The 13,725-nt window shown below is 70.1% G+C and carries 14 protein-coding genes; 11 read left to right on the top strand and 3 right to left on the bottom strand.

Annotated features, from left to right (window positions below; translation table 11 throughout):
* Positions 1 to 42 precede the first annotated feature (42 nt).
* From argJ to AC2YHJ_RS19810, 4 genes are all read left to right on the top strand, one after another.
* Entirely contained in the window at positions 43 to 1,272 is a 1,230-nt protein-coding gene (argJ, locus tag AC2YHJ_RS19825) for a bifunctional glutamate N-acetyltransferase/amino-acid acetyltransferase ArgJ (RefSeq protein ID WP_487397852.1), read from the top strand.
* A gap of 250 nt (positions 1,273 to 1,522) precedes the next feature.
* Positions 1,523 to 2,695 (top strand): glycosyltransferase family 2 protein, encoded by a 1,173-nt coding sequence (locus AC2YHJ_RS19820; RefSeq protein WP_487397851.1) that lies wholly within the window; start codon positions 1,523 to 1,525, stop codon positions 2,693 to 2,695.
* On the top strand, positions 2,692 to 3,615 hold the full coding sequence (locus AC2YHJ_RS19815; RefSeq protein WP_487397850.1) for a class I SAM-dependent methyltransferase: 924 nt from the start codon (positions 2,692 to 2,694) through the stop codon (positions 3,613 to 3,615). Before AC2YHJ_RS19820 ends, AC2YHJ_RS19815 begins: the two co-directional genes overlap by 4 nt.
* Before the next feature lie 34 nt (positions 3,616 to 3,649).
* Positions 3,650 to 4,657, top strand: coding sequence for a GNAT family N-acetyltransferase (locus AC2YHJ_RS19810; RefSeq protein ID WP_487397848.1), 1,008 nt, complete (start codon positions 3,650 to 3,652; stop codon positions 4,655 to 4,657).
* A gap of 43 nt (positions 4,658 to 4,700) precedes the next feature.
* Here the strand turns inward: AC2YHJ_RS19810 and AC2YHJ_RS19805 are convergent, their stop codons facing one another.
* Entirely contained in the window at positions 4,701 to 6,344 is a 1,644-nt protein-coding gene (locus tag AC2YHJ_RS19805) for a cation:proton antiporter domain-containing protein (RefSeq protein ID WP_487397847.1), read from the bottom strand.
* A gap of 118 nt (positions 6,345 to 6,462) precedes the next feature.
* On the opposite strand from AC2YHJ_RS19805, the gene AC2YHJ_RS19800 reads away from it, so the two are divergent.
* The 4 genes from AC2YHJ_RS19800 (at position 6,463) to AC2YHJ_RS19785 (ending at position 10,283) form a co-directional block, all read left to right on the top strand.
* Complete coding sequence (locus AC2YHJ_RS19800; RefSeq protein WP_487397846.1) at positions 6,463 to 6,738, top strand: helix-turn-helix transcriptional regulator; 276 nt, start codon at positions 6,463 to 6,465, stop codon at positions 6,736 to 6,738.
* Positions 6,739 to 6,771: 33 nt separating this feature from the next.
* Positions 6,772 to 8,814, top strand: a complete 2,043-nt coding sequence (tkt, locus tag AC2YHJ_RS19795) for a transketolase (RefSeq protein WP_487397845.1) — start codon at positions 6,772 to 6,774, stop codon at positions 8,812 to 8,814.
* Positions 8,815 to 8,848: 34 nt separating this feature from the next.
* Positions 8,849 to 9,871, top strand: a complete 1,023-nt coding sequence (gene gap, locus AC2YHJ_RS19790; protein WP_487397844.1) for a type I glyceraldehyde-3-phosphate dehydrogenase — start codon at positions 8,849 to 8,851, stop codon at positions 9,869 to 9,871.
* Positions 9,872 to 10,019: 148 nt separating this feature from the next.
* On the top strand, positions 10,020 to 10,283 hold the full coding sequence (locus tag AC2YHJ_RS19785; protein WP_487397843.1) for a hypothetical protein: 264 nt from the start codon (positions 10,020 to 10,022) through the stop codon (positions 10,281 to 10,283).
* 184 nt (positions 10,284 to 10,467) lie between these two features.
* On the opposite strand, the gene AC2YHJ_RS19780 is transcribed toward AC2YHJ_RS19785, so the two are convergent.
* Together AC2YHJ_RS19780 and AC2YHJ_RS19775 are read right to left on the bottom strand one after the other, a co-directional pair.
* Positions 10,468 to 11,064 carry a TMEM175 family protein gene (locus tag AC2YHJ_RS19780; RefSeq protein ID WP_487397842.1) on the bottom strand — a complete coding sequence of 199 codons (597 nt, stop codon included), beginning with the start codon at positions 11,062 to 11,064 and terminating at the stop codon, positions 10,468 to 10,470.
* Positions 11,065 to 11,076: 12 nt separating this feature from the next.
* Positions 11,077 to 11,463 carry a DUF6636 domain-containing protein gene (locus AC2YHJ_RS19775; RefSeq protein WP_487397841.1) on the bottom strand — a complete coding sequence of 129 codons (387 nt, stop codon included), beginning with the start codon at positions 11,461 to 11,463 and terminating at the stop codon, positions 11,077 to 11,079.
* A gap of 30 nt (positions 11,464 to 11,493) precedes the next feature.
* On the opposite strand from AC2YHJ_RS19775, the gene AC2YHJ_RS19770 reads away from it, so the two are divergent.
* The 3 genes from AC2YHJ_RS19770 (at position 11,494) to AC2YHJ_RS19760 (ending at position 13,669) form a co-directional block, all read left to right on the top strand.
* A complete protein-coding gene (locus tag AC2YHJ_RS19770) occupies positions 11,494 to 12,687 on the top strand; it encodes a phosphoglycerate kinase (RefSeq protein ID WP_487397840.1) in 1,194 nt (397 codons plus the stop codon).
* 162 nt (positions 12,688 to 12,849) lie between these two features.
* Positions 12,850 to 13,056, top strand: a complete 207-nt coding sequence (locus AC2YHJ_RS19765) for a hypothetical protein (RefSeq protein WP_487397839.1) — start codon at positions 12,850 to 12,852, stop codon at positions 13,054 to 13,056.
* A gap of 79 nt (positions 13,057 to 13,135) precedes the next feature.
* Positions 13,136 to 13,669 carry an NUDIX hydrolase gene (locus tag AC2YHJ_RS19760; protein WP_487397838.1) on the top strand — a complete coding sequence of 178 codons (534 nt, stop codon included), beginning with the start codon at positions 13,136 to 13,138 and terminating at the stop codon, positions 13,667 to 13,669.
* Positions 13,670 to 13,725: the final 56 nt, after the last annotated feature.

Below are 13,725 nucleotides of genomic sequence, written 5' to 3'. Positions count from 1 at the left end.
TCCGATCCTTCAGCGAATCAACAAGACCCGAGGACGCGTTCCATGGCTCATCCCGTTTCTCCCCTCGCGCTGCCCATGCCAGACATGCCCCCCGTTCCCGGCGTGCGCGTCGCGACCGGCATGGCGGAAATCCGCTACCGCGCGCGTGAGGACGTGATGGCCATGGCCTTCCCCGCCGGCACCACCGTCGCCGGCGTCTTCACCAAGAACCGCTGCCCCGGCGCGCCGGTCGAATGGTCCCGTGGCGCGCTCAAATCCGGCAAGGCGCGCGGCCTGGTCGTCACCTCCGGCAATTCCAACGTCTTCACCGGCAAGGCCGGCCGCGACACCTGCGAGAAGACCGCCGAGGCGGCGGCGAAGATCCTCGGCTGCAAGCCGAAGGAGATCTTCCTCGCCTCCACCGGCGTGATCGGGGAACGCCTGCCGACCGAGAAGCTGGTCGGCGCCCTGCCCAAGGTCTTCGACGCCGTGACCGAGGCCGGCTTCGCCGAGGCCGCCAAGGCGATCATGACGACCGATACCTTCCCCAAGGCTTCCGTCCACACGGCGAAGATCGGCGAGACGACCGTGACGGTCGCCGGCATCGCCAAGGGCTCGGGGATGATCGCGCCCGACATGGCGACGATGCTGTCCTTCCTGGCGACCGACGCGAAGATCCCGGCCGCCGCACTGCAGTCCCTGCTGAAGAAGGGCTGCGACAAGTCCTTCAACTGCGTGACGGTGGATTCCGATACCTCGACCTCCGACACCGTGCTGGTCTTCGCGACCGGCACGGCCAAGCACCCGCGCGTGCCGGCCGAAGGCGGGCCGATCCTGAAGGACTTCGCCCGCGCGCTGAACGCAGTGCTGATGGACCTGGCGCTGATGGTCGCGCGTGACGGCGAAGGCGCGCAGAAGCTGATCCGCATCGACGTGACCGGCGCCATCACAGCGCGTTCGGCCCACAAGATCGGCATGTGCATTGCCAATTCACCGCTGGTGAAGACGGCGATCGCCGGTGAGGACGCGAATTGGGGCCGCATCGTCATGGCGGTGGGCAAGGCGGGCGAGCCGGCCGACCGCGACAGGCTGTCCATCGCCGTGGGCGGCACCTGGATGGCGCGCGACGGCGGCGTGGTCGATGGCTATGACGAAACGCCGGTCGTCGCGCACATGAAGGGGCGCGAGGTGGAGATCACCGTCGATATCGGGCTCGGCAAGGGCAAGGCCACCGTTTGGACCTGCGACCTGACGCATGGCTACATCGACATCAACGGGTCGTATCGGAGCTAGTGGCGGCACGGGGCGCGACGGGGAGGGCTCTGCCCTCCCCGGACCCCACCCGCCAAGGGCTTAAGGCCCTTGGAACCCTCGACTTGATCGGGGGATCTGGGGAGGGGCGTGGCGCACTGTTCGGCGTCGGTGCCACTGGCGATGCCCCTCGCCAGATCCCCCGATTGAAGATCCGCGATCCAAGGGGCCGTAGCCCCTTGGTGGGGGGAGGTCCGGAGGGGGGCAAAGCCCCTCTCCGTCAGCGCACGCCATGACCGCGCTGCTCGGCACGATCGCGCTGCTGGCGACGCTCGCCTGGTTGGCCGGCGTCATCTGGTTCCTGCGCTTCTTCCGCGCCCCGGCCGTCGAGGTCCCCGGCAGCGTCACCCTGCTGCTCGCCGTGACCGGCCGCACCGAGGGCCTGCCCGCGCTCTTCGCCGCGCTCGCCCGCCAGACGTTGCGCCCGCGGCGCATGCTGGTGGCGGTGGAGGCGGAGACCGATCCGGCGCTGGCCCAGGTGCGCGAACTGGAGCATCTGCTGCCCTTTCCGATCGAGATCGTCGTCGCCGGCCTCGACGACACGCGCAGCCAGAAGGCGACGAACATGATCGCCGCGCTGACGCGCATCGATGCGGAGGATGACGCGCTGGTGCTGCTGGATGCCGATATCCTGCCGCAGGACCATTGGCTGTCCTGGCTGGCCACGCCGGCGATGAACGGCGCGGCGGATGTCGTGACCGGCTATCGCTGGCATGCACTGGATGGTGCGGGACCGAGGCGGCATGTGGTGGCCTGGCTGGATCGGTCGTTGGCGCTTGGGCCGCGTTTCCTGGCATCAGGGCTCGTCTGGGGCGGGTCGGTGGCGATCTCGCGCGATGCGCTGGCGCGGATGGACCTGGCGGGGGCGCTGTCGCGCACCTTCTCGACCGATGGCGCAATCAGCCGGCGGGCGCGGGCGCTGGGCCTGCGGGTGCTGACGCGCCGGGCCGTGCTGTTGCCCACGCCACCCGAGGGCGGTGACCGCGAGGCCATCGCCTTCAAGACCCGGCAATTGCAGATCGTGCATGTCTATGTGCCCTCGCTCTGGGTCTGGCTTGGCGTCGCGCTGCATGCCGAGGCATTGGCGTTGCCGGTCGCGGTGCTGGGTCTCGCCGGGGATGCGGTGGCGGTCGGCTTCCTCGCCGCGGTCTCGGCGGTCGGGCTGCTGCGCGCGGTGCTGCATGACCGCGTGACGCGGGCCGTGGGCATACGCGAGGGCGGGCCGGCGAGGGTGGTGCAGATGGCGCTGGGGGTGCTCGCGCCCATCACGGCGCCGGCGGTGGCTGCGTTGTTCTGGACCAGCGCGCGCACGCGGGTGATCCGCTGGCGCCACGTCGAATACGAGGTCCTGGGGCCGGAGGAGGTGCGCGTCCTGCGCCGCCACACGCCTGGCGCTGCGGCGTGACGCCGGGCGTCTGCCCCATCACCGGCGCGCCGGCTGCGCTGGCGCAGGAAGTCTCGGCCGGCCTGCTACGCGGGCTGTGGCGCCGTGCCTTCGGGGTGGCACCGACGCCGCTGCCGTCCGGGCGCATCGGCATCTACCGCGCCCCTTGCGGCCTGGTCTTCTTCGCTCCGGCCGAGGAAGGCGACGGTGCTTTCTATGAGGCGCTGTATCGCCGCCTCGACGCTGGCGGCCGGGTGCGGGCGGCCGGGCACGACCGGGCGGAATATCCCCATGCCGCCGAACGCATCGGCCCAGGCGATGCGGTGCTGGAGGTCGGCGCCGGGGCCGGCGCCTTCGCGCGCTTCATCCCCGGCGCGCGTTACGTCGGGCTCGACCCCAATCCCACCGCCTATGCCGCGGCCGAGTCGGAGATCCGCACCGAAAGCCTCGCCAGTCACGCCGCGGCGCATGATGGCGCCTATGATGCCGCCTGCGCCTTCCAGGTGATCGAGCATGTCGCGGACCCGCTGCGCCTCGCGCAGGACATGGTTCGCTGTCTGAGGCCGGGCGGGTTGCTGATGCTCGGCGCGCCAGTCTGGCCCTCGGCCATGACGGCGATCCCCGATTTCGTCTTCAACGCCCCGCCCCACCACCTGTCCTGGTGGAACGAGGCCGCGATGGCGGCGCTGGCCGACAGGCTGGGTTTGTCGGTCGAGGCGCTGCTGCCCCTGCCGCCCGTCGCCGCGCAGCCGCTGATCCATTGGATGGGTCGGCTGTCGCCGCTGAAGACCCAACCGGAGGGGCCGTGGTTCGCCGCGCGGCGGTCCTGGTATGCCGCGCTTGGCCTGTCCTTCCTGTTCGGCCGGGCCGCCGCGGCGGTGCTGCCGTTTCCGCGCAACGCCGCGCCGATGTTCGTGCTGCTGGTCGCCCGCAAGCCTTGACGGCGGCGGCAGGCTCGCCGTTCCTGACGCCCGGATGCCCGACTCCGCCGTCACCTTCGCGCCACTCGAGACCGAGCGCTTCCTGCTGCGCCCGCTGCGCCCGGCGGATGCGGCGGAACTGCATCGCCTGGTCAATGACTGGGAAGTGGCGAAGACCCTGGCCCGCGTGCCGTTTCCCTATCCGCGCGACCTTGCCGACGAATGGATCGCCTCGACGGTCGAGCGCATCGCGGAGGGCGAGGCCTATCACCTCGCCATCGCGCGGCGGGAGGACGACGTGCTGGTCGGCTGCGTCGGACTGACGCGGGACCGGGAGGATCGTTCGGCCGAGCTCGGCTACTGGATCGGACGGCGGCACTGGGGGCAGGGGATCGCGCCGGAGGTGGCCGGGCGGCTGTCGCGCTGGGCGCTCGCGAACCTCGACCTCGACCGCATCGTCGCCAGCGCGTTGATGGACAATGCGCGGTCCGCCGCGGTGCTGAAGCGCATCGGCTTCCGCGAGACCGGGACAGGGGCGCAGGCCTTCCTGTCCCGTGGCGGGGCCATGCCGGTGCGGCTGTTCGAGGCCGGGCGCGCCGACATGATCGCCACCCCGGCCGAACCCGCCGCGGCCCCCGTCGCGCTGGCCCTGCCCGAGGGCGGCAAGCGCATCGTGCTGGTCGCCGCTGTCGGATTGATCGACCCGGATAACCGCGTGCTGCTGGCACGCCGGCCAGAGGGCAAGCCGCTCGCCGGCTTGTGGGAATTCCCCGGTGGCAAGGTGCATGCGGGCGAGACGCCGGAAGCCGCGCTGATCCGGGAGTTGAAGGAAGAACTCGGCATCGATGTGACGGAGGCCTGCCTCGCGCCCTTCGCCTTTGCCTCCCACGGGTATGAGAGCTTCCACCTTCTGATGCCGCTGTTCCTGTGCCGGCGCTGGACCGGGCAGGTGACGGCGATGGAAGGCCAGGCCCTGACGTGGGTCAGGCCGCAGCGGCTCGGCGAATACGCCATGCCGCCGGCGGACAAGCCGCTGGTGGCGCTGCTGCGGGATTTCCTGTGATCGGGTGCTGAAGATCGGAGAGGCCTGGCCCCTCCGGCCGCCTTCAATGCGCCGCGGCCTGCCGCCCCAGCGCCCGTTCCAACATCCGATGCGCGATCTCGCGTTCCCCCATCACCGTCAGCGTGGCGCCGAGCCGCGTGAGATGCTCCACCGCCTCGTCCGAATCCGCGCGGGCGAGGATTTCGACGCCGGGCTTCGCCGCGCGTGCCTGTTCGACAACCTGGCCGGCCTCGAAGGCTTCCGGGATGGCGACGAAGACGCGGCGCGCACCGGCGAGGTCGGCTTCGGCCAGCACTTCGGGGTCCGCGGCATTGCCAGGGACGACACGGGCGCCGTCGCGCCTTGCCGCCTCGGCGGCTTCCTCCCCGGCTTCGATGACGACCACGGTACGCCCGGCGGCGGTCAGGCGCTTGCCGACCAGCCCGCCGACGCGGCCGTAGCCGACAATCACCTCATGTCCGGCCGGCGCCGGGGTCGGGGGCGGCGGCACCGGGGACCGCACGGCGGCGGGCATGCGGCGTTCGACCGCAAGGAACAGCAGCGGGTTCACCAGGATGGACAGGATCGCGCCGGCCAGCACCAGGTCGCGCCCCTCTGGCGGCAGCACCGCCAGCGACACGCCAAGCCCGGCCAGAATGAAGGAAAATTCGCCGATCTGCGCGAGCGAAGCGGCGATGGTCAGCGCCGTCGCATGGCCATGCCCGAAGACGCGCACGATGCCATAGGCGGCGGCGGATTTGCCCACCACGATGATGAGCACCGCCGCCGCGACGCCGAGCGGGTCGCGCAGCAACACGCCGGGGTCGAACAGCATGCCCACCGAGACGAAGAACAGCACCGCGAAGGCGTCGCGCAGCGGCATGGCTTCCTCCGCGGCGCGCTGGGACAGCTTGCTTTCCGACAGTACCATGCCGGCGAAGAAGGCGCCGAGCGCGAAGGACACGCCGAACAGCTTGGCTGCACCGAAGGCGACGCCGAGGGCGATGACATAGACCGCGAGGCGGAACAGTTCCCGCGAGCCGGTATGGGCGACGTAGTGCAGCATCCAGGGAATGAAGCGGCGCCCGATGATCAGCATCGCGGCGCCGAACACCGCGACCTTGCCGAAGGTCAGCCCCAGCGTGAGCGCGAGATCCCCCGCCGCCATCTGTCCCGCGAAGCTGGCCCCGGCCAGCGCCGGCAGCAGCACGAGGGCGAGGACCATGGCGAGGTCCTCGACCACCAGCCAGCCCACCGCGATGCGACCACGCTCACTGTCCATCAGGCGGCGTTCCTGAAGGGCGCGAACCAGCACGACGGTGGATGCGACCGACAGCGCGAGGCCGAAGACCAGCCCGGCCACCAGCGTCCAGCCGAGCAACATGGCAAGGCCGATCCCGAGCAGCGTCGCCACCCCGATCTGCACCACCGCGCCGGGGATGGCGATGGACCCGACCGACATCAGGTCCCGCCAGGAGAAATGCAGACCGACCGCGAACATCAGCAGGATGATGCCGATCTCGGCGAGTTCGACCGCCAGCGCCGCATCGGCGATGAAGCCCGGGGTGAAGGGCCCGACCGCGACGCCGGCCAGCAGGTAGCCGACCAGCGGCGAGATGCGCAGCCGCTGCGCCAGCAGCCCGAAGGCGAAGGCCAGGCCAAGGCCGACCACGATGGTGGCGATCAGGGGGGTGCTGTGGTCGGGCATGGGACCCTCCTCGCCTCTGGAATGTGTGTTTCGTTAAGGCAACTTGGGAGTGGCGAGGTCCATTTCAACCATTTTCGTCAATATTGACGAAGTTCGTCGGGATCACCATCTGCTGGTCATGTTGACCGCTCCGCAATGCCGCGCCGCGCGCGCGCTGCTGGACTGGACCCAGGCCGACCTCGCCCTGCGCGCCGAGGTCAGCCCCGGCACGGTGCGCGGCTTCGAATCCAGCCGCCATGTGCTGCACCGGGCGACCGAGGTCGCGATCCGCCATGCGCTGGAACTGGCCGGCATCGTCTTCCTCGACGCCGATGCGGCGGGCGGGGAGGGTGTGCGCCGCGCATGCCCGACCCCAACCGGCCCCGGTTGCCCGGAGGCCACCCCGCCTCTATAGCGGCCCGGCCCCCGACGCAGCCCCAGGTGTACTTTGGCCAGCATCGCCCCCACGCCCGACGCCTCCCAGAACCCGGCACTCGTTGCCCAGGCCGAGATCCTCGCCCGGCCGGCGACGGAGGCGCGGCGTCTGGCCGATGCCATCCGTGCCCTTGCCATCGACGGCGTGGAAGCCGCGAAATCCGGCCATCCCGGCATGCCGATGGGCATGGCCGATGTGGCGACGGTGCTGTTCACCAAGTTCCTGAAATACGACGCGGCCGATCCGCGCTGGGCCGACCGCGACCGCTTCGTGCTGTCGGCCGGCCACGGGTCGATGCTGCTGTATTCCCTGCTGCACCTGACCGGCCATGCCGGCATGGGCATCGAGGAGCTGAAGCGCTTCCGCCAGCTGCATTCCCCCGCCGCCGGCCACCCCGAATTCGGCGAGCATCCGGGCATCGAGACGACGACCGGCCCGCTGGGGCAGGGCATCGCGACCTCGGTCGGCATGGCGCTGGCCGAGCGGATGGTCGCGGCGCGCTTCGGTGCGTCCCTGGTCGATCACCGCACCTGGGTCATCGCATCGGACGGCGACCTGCAGGAAGGCGTGTCGCATGAGGCGGCCTCGCTCGCCGGGCATTACGGCCTGTCGAAGCTCTGCGTGCTGTGGGACGACAACCATATCTCGATCGACGGCGACACGGCGCTGTCCTTCACCGACGACACGGTCAAGCGCTTCCAGGCCTATGGCTGGGCCGTGCGCCGCGTTGATGGCCACAACCCCGAGGAAATCGCCAGCGCGATGGCCTGGGCCACGCGCAATCGCAAGCCGACGCTGATCGCCTGCCGCACGATCATCGGGCTCGGTGCGCCGACCAAGGCTGGTACGGCGGGCTCGCACGGGTCGCCGCTGGGTGCGGCCGAGGCGGCGGCCGCGAAGGAAGCGCTCGGCTGGACCGCGCCGGCCTTCACCGTGCCCGAGGACATCAAGTCCGCCTGGGAAGCCGCCGGGCGCCGTGGCGCGGGCACGCGCCGGTCCTGGCTGAAGCGGCTCGCCAAGCACCCGCAGCAGGCGGAGTTCGACCGCGCCATGTCGGGCAAGCTGCCCGAGGCCTGGCACGAGGCGCTCGCCGCCCTACGCGGCAAGCATGCCGAGGAAAAGCCGAAGCTCGCGACACGCGTGTCGTCGCAGCGCGCGCTCGAAGCGCTGGTGCCGTCGGTGCCGGAGATGGTCGGCGGGTCGGCCGACCTCACCGGGTCGAACAACACCAATGTGAAGGGCATCCCCGCGATCACGCCGGGCAACTTCGCCGGCCGCTTCGTGCATTGGGGGGTGCGCGAGCACGGCATGGCCGCCGCCATGAACGGCATGGCGCTGCATGGCGGGATCATCCCGTATTCGGGCACCTTCCTGGTGTTCTCGGATTACCTGCGCCCGGCCGTGCGGCTGGCCGCGCTGATGGGCATCCGGTCCATCCATGTACTGACGCATGACAGCATCGGCCTCGGCGAGGACGGGCCGACGCACCAGCCGGTCGAGCATATCGCCTCCTTCCGCGCCATGCCCAACGTCTCCGTCTTCCGCCCCGCGGATGCGATCGAGACGGCGGAATGCTGGGAACTCGCGGTGAAGCGCGCCGATGGGCCGTCGCTGCTGGCGCTGTCGCGGCAGAACCTGCCGGCGCTGCGCAGCGATGCCGGCGAGAACCGCTGCGCGCGCGGCGGCTATGTGCTTGCCGAAGCCTCCGCCGCGCGCAGGGCGACGCTGATCGCGACGGGTTCCGAAGTGCATCTGGCGGTCGCGGCGCGCGACGCGCTGGAGGCCGAGGGCATCCCGACCGCCGTCGTCTCGCTGCCATGCTGGGAGATCTTCGCCGCGCAGGACGCGACCTATCGCGAGCAGGTGCTTGGCACCGGCCTGCGCGTCGGCATCGAGGCCGCGATCGGCTTCGGCTGGGAACGCTGGCTCGGCGCCGATGGCATCTTCATCGGCATGAACGGCTTCGGCGCCTCGGCCCCGGCCGAGGATCTCTTCAAGCATTTCGGCATCACGTCCGATGCCGTGACGGCGGCGGTGAAAAAGCGCCTCGCCTGATCCACTGAACTCCTGACGGGAAGGACACGACACCATGGCGGTGAAGGTTGCCATCAACGGTTTCGGGCGCATCGGCCGCCTGGTACTGCGCGCGCTGATCGAAAGCGGGCGCAAGGATGTCGAATGCGTCGCCATCAACGACCTCGGCAGTGTCGAGGCGAACGCGCACCTGTTCCGCTACGACAGCGTGCATGGCCGCTTCCCCGGCGAAGTCGCCGTTGACGGCAACAAGATCATCATCACCGCCAACGGCCGCACCTATGCGCCGATCACCGTGAGCGCCGAGCGCGACCCGACCAAGGTGCCCTTCCAGGGCGTGGACGTCGCGCTGGAATGCACCGGCATCTTCACCAGCAAGGAGAAGGCCTCCGCGCTGATCACCGCCGGCGCGCGCAAGGTCATCATCTCGGCCCCCGGCGACAACGCCGACGCCACCATCGTCTACGGCGTGAACCACCAGACGCTGACGAAGGAGATGACCGTCATCTCCAACGCGTCCTGCACCACCAACTGCCTCGCGCCGATCGCCAAGGTGCTGCACGACAATTTCGGCATCCTGCGCGGCTACATGGTGACAATCCACGCCTACACGGGCGACCAGAACACGGTCGACACGCTGCACAAGGACCTGCACCGCGCCCGCGCGGCGGCGGTGTCCGCCATTCCGACCAGCACGGGCGCGGCCAAGGCCGTCGGCCTCGTGATGCCGGAACTGAAGGGCAAGCTGGACGGCACCGCCATCCGCATCCCGACGCCGAACGTCTCCCTCGTCTCGCTCGACTTCGTGCCGGCCAAGACCGAAGGGCTGACCAAGGAAGCGATCAACGCGGTGATGAAGGCGGCGTCCGAGAGCGGGCCGCTCAAGGGCATCCTTGCCTACAACACGGCGCCGCTCGTCTCGATCGACTTCAACCACAACCCGGCGTCTTCCACCTTCGACGCGACGCAGACCCAGGTGGTCGATGGCGGACTGGTGCGCGTGATGTCGTGGTACGACAACGAATGGGGCTTCTCGAACCGCATGAGCGACACGGCGGCGCTGTTCGGGTCGCTGTGACGACGTGAGGGGGCGTCGCCCCCTCACACTCCCCCTCCAGGGGCCGACGGGCCCCTGGACCGCGGGAACCCCGCCCACGGCTTAAAGCGCACTTTACACTTTTAGGTTTTTATGCCTTTATTCGGCGCCGCAGGAGAAGGGCGGCGCCGTGAACGAGATCGGGGTTCTGAAGGTTTCGCCGCAAGGGCAGGTCACCCTGCGGCGCGAGGTGCGCAAGGCCCTTGGTGACCCGAAACACCCGAAACACCTGGAAGCCTGGATCGAGGACGGCACGCTCATGCTGCGCCCGGCCATCCATGCTACGCTGGACGACGCGGTACGGCTGTTCGGCAAGCAGGACATCACCCGCGACGTGTTGGTGGAGGCGCTGCGGCTGGTGAAGGCGCGAAAACGGCGCAGCACGGTGGCTTGATAAAATTCCTATATCTTGCCCGCCTGCCCGGGTCAAGCGGAAGCGGCTTGCCAGGCACGAAGCTTGCCCAGCGTCGTACCGAAAGCCTGGGCGACCTGCCCATCCAAGTAACAGGATCCAAGGGCCTCGGGCCCTTGGCGGGTGGGTGCGGGAGGGCGGCGCCCTCCCGCGTCGCCACGCGGCATCACACGGAACCGCCGCGCCGGCGCGGAAACCCCCACAGCGACACCGGCAGGATCAGCAGCCAGCACAGCCTCGCCGCCATCGGATCCCAGAAGGCGATCCCGACGGACGCCGCGAACAGCAGCGCGATCACGACGTCGCCCGCCAGCCCTGCCACCCCCCGCCTCCCCCGCCGGCGCCGCGCCATCAGCCCCAGCAGCAGCGAGGCAAGGCCCATCGTGCCGGCATAGACCACGGTCGCGACCACCCCGTGGTTGCGCGACAGCAGCGCCGTGGTGAACGGCACCAGCGCGACCAGTGCGAGGAAGCCCAGCGTCATCCACACCATCGCCGCATCCGCGGGGCCCTGCCGACGCAGCACCTGCACATGGCTCATCCACAGCGTGCCCACCACGATGAAGCTGATGCCATAGCCCGCGAATTGCGGCCGCATTTCCCCCAGCAGCCGCCACATCGCCGCGCCGTCGAGATGCCCGATCTCCTCTGGCAGGCGCAGTTCCAGCACCAGCAGCGTGATCGCGATGGCAATCACGCCATCGGTCAGCGCGTCGAGCCGCGCGGCGGGAACGCCGCGGCCGCTCTCCTCCTCGGATGCCATGGCCGCGCCCGCTCAGAACAGGCGTAGCGCGGCGCGCGCCAACTCGAAGCCGCGCCCTTCGGCATTGACGCAGCGCAGCCCGGCCTGGCTGGCGGTGCAGGACATGCCCGGCCCCTGCCAGGCGCGCCCATAGCCCAGCACCGGGGATTTCGGATCCGCCACCGTGTCGCCATGGCAGACAAGTTGCGCTGGCCCGCGCGGCCCGATTTCCACCGAATCCCCGAAGGCGAGGTCGCAGTCGCGCGGCCGCGCTGGCCGGCGATAGGTCGATTCCAGCACGTCGCAGCGCAGGCTCCCCTCGAAGGCGGCGCAGTGGATGTTGCCCGACGGCAACTGGAAGGCCTCCTGCGCCGATGCTAGGACCGGTGCCAGCAAGAACGCCGCGAGCCAGCGGACCATCTCCACCTCCTTGCCAGGATATTCGACACGATGACGTACCGGACGATCGACGCGCTGGAGGCCAAGGGCAAGCGCGTGCTGCTGCGTGCCGACCTCAATGTGCCGGTCCGCGACGGCGTCATCACCGACCGCACGCGGATCGAGCGGCTCTGCCCGACCATCGCCGAGCTCGCCAATGCCGGCGCCCGCGTCATCATCTGCAGCCATTTCGACCGCCCCAAGGGCAAGCGCGTCCCGGAGATGTCGCTGAAGCCGTTGCAGGAGGCACTGTCCACCGCCCTGAAGCGCCCCGTCGCCTGGGCCGATGACTGCATCGGGCCGGAGGCCGAGGCCGCCGTCGCCGCGCTGGCCGATGGCGATATCCTGCTGCTGGAGAACACGCGCTTCCACGCGGGCGAGGAGAAGAATGACCCGGCCATGGCGGCGGCGCTGGCGAGGCTCGCCGATGCCTTTGTGAACGACGCCTTCTCCGCCGCGCACCGCGCCCATGCCAGCACCGAGGGCGTGGCGCATCTGGTGCCTTCCTATGCCGGGCGGCTGATGGAGGCCGAGCTGAAGGCGCTCGACGCCGCGCTCGGCAATCCCGCGCGTCCGGTGGTCGCGATCGTCGGCGGGTCGAAGGTGTCCACGAAGTTGGACCTGCTGGGGAACCTATCGAAGAAGGTCGATGTGCTGGTGATCGGCGGCGCGATGGCGAACACCTTCCTCGCCGCACAGGGCTTCAATGTCGGCAAGTCCTTGCAGGAAGCCGAGATGCACGACACCGCGCGCGCCATCCTGGACACCGCGAAGGCCGCGAATTGCGAGATCCTGCTGCCGACGGACCTGGTGGTGGCGGAGGAATTCCGCGCCAACCCGCCGACCCGCACCGTCGGGGTCGATGGCGTGCCGGACGCGTTCATGGCGCTCGACGTCGGGCCGGACACCGAACAGGCGATCGAACACCGCCTGCGCGGAGCCTCCACCCTGGTGTGGAACGGCCCGCTCGGCGCCTTCGAGACGCCGCCCTTCGACACCGCGACGGTGGCGGTGGCGCAGATCGTCGCCGCGCTGACCACCTCGGGTGCGCTGAAGTCGATCGGCGGCGGCGGGGACACGGTGGCCGCACTTCGCCATGCGGATGTGGCGGACCGCATGACCTATGTCTCGACGGCCGGCGGCGCTTTCCTGGAATGGCTGGAAGGCAAGACCCTGCCGGGCGTGGCGGCGCTCTCGCATTCGTGATTGCGGGCCGGGCGGTCCGTCCGGCCTGCACGCGGTGGTTGCTGGAAGGTTAACGGGACCGGGGCGCAGGCTGTGGCCATGCGCATCGGTCCCGTCCGCCGTCTCGAACGACACTGGTCCCGGTTAGGGCATTCTTCACGCCTCGGCTGGACAATGCTGTCCATGCTGAGCCTCAATTCGCTGTCCGCCTTCACGCAGGAAGTCGCCCGCAATGCCGGCATCCAGCCGGTGCGCGGGACCGACCGGGCCGATGCGGCGCGCAACCCGGCCCCGGCGCAGCGCATCCTGCAAAGCGCGCCGCCAGCCGGCGCCGCCCCGCCCGCCGCCGGCACCCTGCCGCGCGGGTCGCTGCTCGACCTGCGGGTCTGAAACGCCACGCCCGTACCGGTTCGGCGCAGCCCAGCAACCTCCGCTTGCGACGGCGGCCGAGCGTGACCATGATTCGCGCATGTCCCGTTTCGTCCGGCGCATTCCCGAAGGCGACGACCGCGAGCGCCTGATGTGCCCCGACTGCGGGCATGTCGCCTATGAGAACCCGAAGGTGGTCGTCGGCTCGATCGTCGCCGAGGGCGATACCGTCCTGCTCTGCCGCCGCGCCATCGAACCGCGTTCCGGTTTCTGGACCATTCCCGCCGGCTACATGGAGATGGGCGAGACGGTCGAGGAAGGCGCCCGCCGCGAAGCCTGGGAGGAAGCCCGCGCCCGCGTCGCGCTGGATGGCGTCCTTGCGGTCTATTCGATCGCGCGCCTTGGCCAGGTGCAGGTGATCTTCCGTGCACGGCTGGAGGAACCAGGCTTCGAGGCCGGGCCGGAAAGCCTCGAGGTGCGGCGCTTCGCCTGGGACGAGATCCCTTGGGACGACATTGCTTTCCCCTCCGTCCGCTGGGCGCTCAAGGCCTGGCGGGAGGATGCGGGCGGCGTCGCGGTCAACCCGGCCGAGGATCCGCGTGGGGTGCGCCCGCTACCGGGCGGTGCGTCATGACCGGGCGGCGGGGCTTCCTGATGATGGCGGCCGTGCTGGTGCCGGGTCCCACCATT

This window comes from Roseomonas sp. SRI_022 (assembly GCF_057586215.1).
Note: the sequence above shows the minus strand (reverse complement) of the source record. Positions and strands in the feature narration are given on the sequence as shown.